The organism is Amycolatopsis sp. NPDC006125 (assembly GCF_040614195.1).
Taxonomy (GTDB): domain Bacteria; phylum Actinomycetota; class Actinomycetes; order Mycobacteriales; family Pseudonocardiaceae; genus Amycolatopsis_E; species Amycolatopsis_E tucumanensis.
The window spans coordinates 21,338-28,684 of the sequence record NZ_JBEXTZ010000102.1 but is presented as its reverse complement, the minus strand read 5'-3'; the positions used below and the strand labels follow the sequence as shown (position 1 = coordinate 28,684).

Here is a 7,347-nt window from a genome sequence, read left to right as displayed (position 1 = left end):
TTCCGTTCGCCAACAGGCGCCGCCGCCCGCGCTCGGTGCGGATGCTGCGTCCGCGGCGGGGGCCGAGGAGCCCACGGCGCCCGCCGAGACCGCGGAGCTTCCCTCGGCGGAAGCCGAGCCGTCTCCCGCCGAGGCCGAGCCCGAGGAGCCTGAGGCAGAGGTGGACCAGGCGCTGCCTGCGCCCGATGCCGAGGCAGCGGAGCCGCCTGCGGAGGCCGCCGCGAACGGCGAGCTGCAGGCGGAGGCCGACGCCGCGGCGGCGCAGCCCGAGCAGGCGTCCGGCGAAGCGACCCTGCCTCCGGAGGACGCGCCCCTGCCGGACTACCCCGAGGAGCCCGACGAGGACCTCGTCGCGGTGGGGGATGGCCTGCCGGACCTCACCGAGCACTCCGCGCTGGCCGCGGCGCTCGAAGCGCTCCTGCTGGTCGTCGACTCGCCCGTCAGCGAGGAGGCGCTCGCCAGCGCGCTCGGCCAGCCCGAGCCGCGCGTGACGCAGACCCTGCAGGTCATGTCGGCCGAGCTCACCGAGCGCGGCAGCGGCATCGACCTGCGGCGCGTCGGCGAGGGGTGGCGCCTGTTCACCCGCGACACCTACGCTCCGTACGTCGAGAAGCTCCTGCTGGACGGGCAGCGCTCCAAGCTGACCAGGGCCGCGCTGGAGACCCTCGCCGTCATCGCCTACCGGCAGCCGGTCACGCGTTCCCGCGTCGCGGCCGTCCGCGGCGTCAACGTCGACGGTGTGATCCGCACCCTGCTCGCCCGTGGTCTCATCGAGGAGAACGGCGCCGACCCCGAGACGGGTGGCACTCTGTACGTGACGACCGAATTGTTCCTCGAGCGGCTGGGCCTGTCGTCGCTGACCGACCTGCCGCCGATCGCCCCCCTGTTGCCGGAAGTGGACTCCATCGATGACATCTGAGCCCGAAGCCGAGGGCGTGCGCCTGCAGAAGGTGCTCGCCAAGGCGGGCGTGGCCTCGCGCCGCGCCGCCGAAGACCTGATCGTGCAGGGCCGCGTGAGCGTCGACGGCAAGGTGGTCCGCGAGCTCGGCAGGCGTGTCGACCCGGACAGCGCCGTGATCCACGTCGACGGCACCCGGGTCATCCTCCGCGAGGACCTGATCCACCTGGCGCTGAACAAGCCCCGCGGCGTGCACACCACGATGTACGACGACCAGGGCCGCCCGTGCGTCGGCGACTACGTGCGCGACCGCAGCGAGCGGCTGTTCCACGTCGGCCGCCTCGACGCCGAGACCGAGGGCCTGCTGCTGCTCACCAACGACGGCGACCTCGCGCACCGGCTGATGCACCCCTCCTACCACGTGCCCAAGACGTACCTGGCCGAGGTCGACGGCAAGGTGCCGCGCGGCCTCGGCAAGGAGCTCAAGGACGGCATCGTGCTGGAGGACGGCCCGGTGCGCGTCGACGCGTTCCGGGTCAAGGACAGTATGGGCGGGCGCACCCTGCTGGAGATCGTGCTGCACGAGGGCCGCAAGCACATCGTGCGGCGCCTGCTGGCCGAGGTCGGGTTCCCGGTGCGCAAGCTGGTGCGCACCGCGATCGGCGACGTGCAGCTGGGCAACGGCAAGCCGGGCACGATCCGCAAGCTCAACCGCGAAGAGGTCGGCGGCCTCTACCGGCGCGTCGGCCTGTAACGGCGCCCGCCGATCAACGGCGGGCGCCGCCCCGACCCACTACCGGGCCGGGGTCACGGCCGGAGCGCGGGGCGCTCCGGCCCGCCCCGGAATGCCGAGCGCGACGAGCACGCCGGTGAACGCGAGCACGGCCACCGCGCCCATCCCCGCCGAGAACCCCGTGCTGAACTCCCCGGGCGAGGTGTAGCCGCCGCCCGCGGCCGCGAACACCGCGACCGTGACCGACGTGCCGAACACGCCGCCGAAGATCCGCAGCATCATGAACGCGCCGGACGCCTGGCCGATCTCCGGCGGGCTCACCGCGGCGACCACCGCCCGCTGCGCCGCCGGCATGGCCATGGTCACGCCGACGCTGCCGACGACCAGGGCAGGCAGGATCTCCAGGTAGCCGGTGGCGGCGTCGGTGATCAGGGCGATCCAGCCCATGCACACCGCCTGGAGCAGCAGCCCGCCCGCCACGAACGCGCGCTCGCCGAACCGGTCGGCCAGCCGCCCCGCGATCGGCGCGCACACCATCAGCGTCGCGGTCCACGGCACCAGCCGCAGACCGGCGACGAACGGCCCGTCACCGTGGACGATCTGGAAGTACTGCGCCAGGAAGAACATCGTCCCGTACAGCGAGGCGAACACCAGGAAGTTCGCCGGGTTGGCGGTGGCGAACGCCCGGGACCGGAAGAAGCGCATCGGCAGCATCGGGGCCTCGGCGCGCCGTTCCCAGAACACGAACGCCACCACCAGCGCGACCCCGAGCACGAGCGCGCTCAGGACCTCGGCGCTGCCCCAGCCCGCCGCGTTCCCGCGGACCAGGGCCCACACGATGCCGAACCCCGCCGCGGTCACGAGCCCCACGCCAGCAAGGTCGAACCGCTTGGCCGGGCCGAAGCTCTCGCCGACGTGCCGCCCGGTGAGCAGGATCGTGATCAACCCGACCGGCAGGTTCAGCCAGAAGATCCACTGCCAGGCCAGGCCCTGCGCGACGGCACCGCCGATGAACGGGCCGCTGAAGGTGGCCAGACCGGTGATCCCCAGGTACAGCCCCATGGCCCTGCCCCGCTCGTTCGGCGGGAACGCGGCGCTGACCAGGGTGAGCGACAGCGGCAGCACCATCGCGGCCCCGGCCCCCTGGAACGCCCGGGCCGTGACGAGCGCACCGATGCCCGGTGCCAGCGCGCACGCCACCGACGCGACGGTGAACAACGCCAGGCCGGCGACGAACACGCGGCGGCGGCCGAACCGGTCACCCAGCGCCGCGCCGGTCAGCAGCAGCACCGCGAACGCCAGGTTGTAGGCGTTGACCGTCCACTCCAGCGATTCGAGCGACGCCGACAGGTCCTGCCGGATCGACGTGAGCGCCGTCGTCACCACCAGGCTGTCCAGGGCCATCATGAACGACGCCGTCGACGCCAGGCCCAGTACCCAGGCCTGCCGCGGGGTCACCGGGCGCCGCGCGGTTCGGCGCGGGTGAGCGGCGGGCGCTGATCGTCCGGGTCGTCCGGGTCGGGCTCGCCGAACCACCGCGACGGGGCGTGCCGGCCGTACTCGTCGTGCCAGTCCCACCACTCGTAGGGCGCCGTCTGCGGGTAGCCCTCCGGCGAGTCCTCCCAGGTTTCCTGGCGGCCGAGCGCGGTCAGGTCCAGGTAACTCCAGTTGGTACCCAGCGCCTCGTCGCCCCGGTTGTTGACGAAGTAGGTGCGGTACACCCGGTCGCCGTGGTGGATGAAGGCGTTGGTGCCGTGCCAGGAGTCGACGCCGAAATCGGCGTCGAAGTCGTCGGTGATGGTGTACCAGGGCATCTGCCAGCCCATCCGCGCCCGCACGCGCTCGATGTCGGCCTGCGGGGCACGCGAGGCGAACACCAGCGTGGTGTCCCGCGCGTTGATGTGGGCGAGGTGGCCGAGGTTGTCCGCCATCATCGAGCAACCGCGGCAGGCGTGGTCCGGCCAGCCGTGCACGCCCGGTTCGAAGAAGGCGCGGTAGACGATCAGCTGGCGGCGGCCGTCGAACAGGTCGAGCAGGCTCGCCTCGCCATCGGGCCCGAGGAACGTGTAGGGCTTCGTCACTTCCAGCCAGGGCATCCGCCGTCGCTCGGCGGCCAGCGCGTCGCGCGCGCGGGTGAGTTCCTTCTCCTTGACCAGCATCCGCCGGTGCGCGGCCGCCCACTCGGCCGGTGACACGATCGGTGGTGTGTGCATGTGTCCGCCTTCCCGTTTCGTCGGATACCGGTACCGACACCGGCGGGAGCGGGAACTGGTCGGGGAGGCCGGATCACGGGCGCAGCGTGCGCGGGAAACCGAACCGGGCCAGCAGCGCGGTGTCGGAGAACCGGGTCAGAGCGCCGATCCGGTCGCCGCTCAGCGTCAGCACGAGCACCCCGTGCGCGTGCAGCACCGGGGTCCGCGGGTCGCGGACGTAGTAGCCGAACGCGGGCTGGCCGTTCGCCCTGGCCGGGTACAGCACGTACCGGCGGCCGTCGCGCATCACGACGGTGTCCAGGAAGGTCCGGATGGCGTCGAGCCCCTGGTACTCCAGCGGCAGCGGCGGCATGGTCAGCCACGCGTCGTCGGTCAGCAGGGCCACGATCGCCTCGACGTCCCCGGCCTCGAACGCGCGCGCGAAGGTGTCCACGATGCGGCGTTCCCGGGGCGAGCCCGGCAGCGGCGCGTCCGCCCGGCCGGGCAACTCGCCGGCCAGCGCGGCGCGTGCCCGGGTGAGCGCGCTGGTCACCGCGTTCTCGGTGGTGTCCAGCATCTTCGCGACCTCGGCGGCCCGGAAGCCCAGCACGTCCCGCAGCACCAGCACCACCCGTTGCCTCGGTGGCAGGTGCTGCAGCGCGGCGAGGAACGCCAGCGACACCGACTCCCTGGCCTCGTACCGGGCCTCCGGCCCGGCCAGGTGACCGGCGGCAGCCTCCAGCAGCTCGTCGGGACACGGTTCGAGCCAGCTCGGCTCCGGACGGCGGCGGGATGGTTCGGGCAACGGAACGCCTCCTCGGGGGCTCGGGTGATCCCGCGGGCGGCGCGCCTCGGCGCGCAGCGCGTTCAGGCAACGGTTGGTGGCGATCCGGTACAGCCAGGTCCGCACGGAAGCGCGGCCCGCGTAGCCGCCGAGGCCGCGCCACGCCGCCAGCAACGTCTCCTGCAGCATGTCCTCGGCGTCCTGGACCGAGCCGAGGATGCGGTAGCAGTGCACCTGCAGCTCGGCCCGGAACGGTTCGACGAGCGCGCGGAAGGCCTCGCCGTCGCCGCCGCGCGCCAGGTCCAGGAGTTCCTCGTGGTGGGTCGGGTGCATGGCGGCTCCTTCGTTCGCGCGTGGTCCTCACTGTGGTGGACACCGCCGGTCCGGGAAAATGGTCGCTCCGCGCGGCACGACCGGGCATCTCGTGTGGCGGCGCCCGGCGGCCGCGCCGAGCCCCTAGGATCGCGGCGTGGCCTCCGCTGAAACCATCCCCGTGAGCGACGCGCTGCAGACGCTGCGCCGCGTCTTCGGTTACGACTCCTTCCGCGGTGACCAGGAAGCGATCGTCGAGCACGTGATCGGCGGCGGCGACGCGGTCGTGCTGATGCCGACCGGCGGCGGGAAGTCGCTGTGCTACCAGATCCCGTCGCTGGTGCGCCCCGGCACCGGCGTGGTCGTCTCGCCGCTGATCGCGCTCATGCAGGACCAGGTCGACGCGCTGCTGGCGGTCGGCGTGCGCGCCGGGTTCCTCAACTCCTCGCAGGACTTCGAGCAGCGCCGCGAGGTCGAGGCCGCGTTCCTCGCCGGCGAGCTGGACCTGCTGTACCTGGCGCCGGAACGGCTGTCCATGGAGTCCACGCGGAACCTGCTCGACCGGGGCAAGGTCGCGTTGTTCGCCATCGACGAGGCGCACTGCGTGTCCCAGTGGGGCCACGACTTCCGGCCCGACTACCTGGGCCTGTCCGAGCTGCACGAGCGCTGGCCGGACGTGCCGCGCATCGCACTGACCGCGACCGCCACGAAGGCCACGCACGCCGAGATCGTGTCGCGGCTCAACCTCGGCGAGGCGCGCCAGTTCGTGGCGAGCTTCGACCGGCCCAACATCCAGTACCGCATCGTGCCGAAGGCCGAGCCGAAGAAGCAGCTGCTCGACCTGATCCGCACCGAGCACCCCGGCGACGCGGGCATCGTCTACTGCCTGTCACGCAACTCGGTGGAGAAGACCGCGGAGTTCCTGGTGGCCAACGGGATCAGCGCGGTGCCCTACCACGCCGGCCTCGATTCCCGGACCCGCGCGCGCAACCAGGCGCGGTTCCTGCGTGAGGACGGGCTGGTCGTGGTGGCGACGATCGCGTTCGGCATGGGCATCGACAAGCCGGACGTGCGGTTCGTGGCGCACCTGGACCTGCCGAAGTCGGTCGAGGGCTACTACCAGGAGACCGGGCGAGCCGGCCGGGACGGGCTGCCCTCGACCGCGTGGCTGGCCTACGGGCTGCAGGACGTCGTGCAGCAGCGGCGGATGATCCAGACTTCCGAGGGCGACGACGCGCACCGCAGGCGGCTGTCGCAGCACCTGGACGCGATGCTCGCGCTGTGCGAGACCGTCGAGTGCCGTCGCGCGCAGCTGCTGAACTACTTCGGCCAGCCCGGGCAGCCGTGTGGCAACTGCGACACCTGCCTGACGCCGCCGGAGTCGTGGGACGGCACGATCGCCGCGCAGAAGCTGCTGTCCGCGGTGTACCGGCTGCAGCACGAGCGGGGCCAGAAGTTCGGCGCCGGGCAGATCATCGACATCCTGCTGGGCAAGCAGACGCCGAAGGTGACGCAGCACCGGCACGACCAGCTCACCGTGTTCGGGGTGGGGCAGGAGCTGTCGGAGAGCGAGTGGCGCGGCGTGGTGCGGCAGCTGCTGGCGCAGGGGCTGCTGGCCGTCGAAGGCGACTACGGGACGCTGCTGCTGACCGAGGCCAGCGGCGAGGTGCTGGGCCGCAAGCGCGAGGTGCGGATGCGCCGCGAGCCCAAGCGCGCCGGCCGGGCGGCCGCGGCGACCGCGAAGCGCAAGGCGGCGGCGGAGATGCCGGAAGAGGCCCGTCCGGTGTTCGAGAAGCTGCGGGCCTGGCGGTTCGAGGAGGCGAAGAACCAGGGCGTGCCGGCCTACATCGTCTTCAGCGACGCGACCCTGCGTCAGATCGCCACCGAGCAGCCGTCTACTTTGGACGAGCTGGCCGGGGTGAGCGGCGTCGGGGAGAACAAGCTCGCCCGGTACGGCGAGCAGGTGCTGGCGACCCTGGCGGGAGGCGAGTAGTGGAGATCTGGGTCAACCCGCGGTGCTCGAAGTGCCGCTCGGCGCTGTCGATCCTGGACGAGGCGGGGGTGTCCTACGAGGTGCGCAGGTACCTGGAGGAGCCGCCGACGGTGGCGGAGCTGGACGCCGTGCTGAAGCGGCTGGGCCTGGACCCGTGGGACATCGCGCGCCTGCAGGAGCCCGAGGCCGCCGAGCTGGGCGTCAAGAGCTGGCCGCGCGACGAGGCGACCCGGGACCGCTGGCTGACGGCGCTGGCGGAGCACCCGAAGCTGATCCAGCGCCCGATCATCACCGCCGACGACGGGACGACGGTGGTGGGGCGGACGGAAGAGGCCGTGCGCTCGGTTCTGCCTTGAGGGGAGCCGCCGGCGACGGAGTGGTGGGGCGGACGGCTGAGGTGCTGCGCCCGGTTCTGCCTTGAGGGGCGCCGCCGGC

General features: G+C 72.6%; 7 protein-coding genes. 4 read left to right on the top strand and 3 right to left on the bottom strand.

Features of this window, described 5'->3' with window-relative positions; translation table 11 throughout:
- Positions 1 to 160 precede the first annotated feature (160 nt).
- Both scpB and ABZ193_RS35650 read left to right on the top strand, forming a co-directional pair.
- Positions 161 to 919, top strand: coding sequence for an SMC-Scp complex subunit ScpB (scpB, locus tag ABZ193_RS35655; RefSeq protein WP_354712969.1), 759 nt, complete (start codon positions 161 to 163; stop codon positions 917 to 919).
- Positions 909 to 1,652: a pseudouridine synthase gene (locus ABZ193_RS35650; RefSeq protein ID WP_039791772.1), complete on the top strand. Its 744-nt coding sequence runs from the start codon at positions 909 to 911 to the stop codon at positions 1,650 to 1,652. The genes scpB and ABZ193_RS35650 overlap by 11 nt, the downstream gene beginning before the upstream one ends.
- A 39-nt stretch (positions 1,653 to 1,691) precedes the next feature.
- Here the strand turns inward: ABZ193_RS35650 and ABZ193_RS35645 are convergent, their stop codons facing one another.
- From ABZ193_RS35645 to ABZ193_RS35635, 3 genes are all read right to left on the bottom strand, one after another.
- Positions 1,692 to 3,089: a DHA2 family efflux MFS transporter permease subunit gene (locus ABZ193_RS35645; protein WP_354712967.1), complete on the bottom strand. Its 1,398-nt coding sequence runs from the start codon at positions 3,087 to 3,089 to the stop codon at positions 1,692 to 1,694.
- A complete protein-coding gene (locus ABZ193_RS35640; RefSeq protein WP_354712966.1) occupies positions 3,086 to 3,844 on the bottom strand; it encodes a DUF899 domain-containing protein in 759 nt (252 codons plus the stop codon). The genes ABZ193_RS35645 and ABZ193_RS35640 overlap by 4 nt, the downstream gene beginning before the upstream one ends.
- Before the next feature lie 73 nt (positions 3,845 to 3,917).
- The gene (locus ABZ193_RS35635) at positions 3,918 to 4,940 is read right to left on the bottom strand and encodes a sigma-70 family RNA polymerase sigma factor (RefSeq protein WP_354712965.1); all 1,023 of its coding nucleotides are present in this window, start codon (positions 4,938 to 4,940) and stop codon (positions 3,918 to 3,920) included.
- A 136-nt stretch (positions 4,941 to 5,076) separates the two neighbouring features.
- Here ABZ193_RS35635 and recQ point away from each other — a divergent pair, with 136 nt between their 5' ends.
- Both recQ and ABZ193_RS35625 read left to right on the top strand, forming a co-directional pair.
- Entirely contained in the window at positions 5,077 to 6,912 is a 1,836-nt protein-coding gene (gene recQ, locus ABZ193_RS35630) for a DNA helicase RecQ (RefSeq protein ID WP_020420645.1), read from the top strand.
- Positions 6,912 to 7,268, top strand: a complete 357-nt coding sequence (locus ABZ193_RS35625) for an arsenate reductase family protein (RefSeq protein WP_237338555.1) — start codon at positions 6,912 to 6,914, stop codon at positions 7,266 to 7,268. The genes recQ and ABZ193_RS35625 overlap by 1 nt, the downstream gene beginning before the upstream one ends.
- The last annotated feature ends 79 nt before the right edge of the window (positions 7,269 to 7,347 follow it).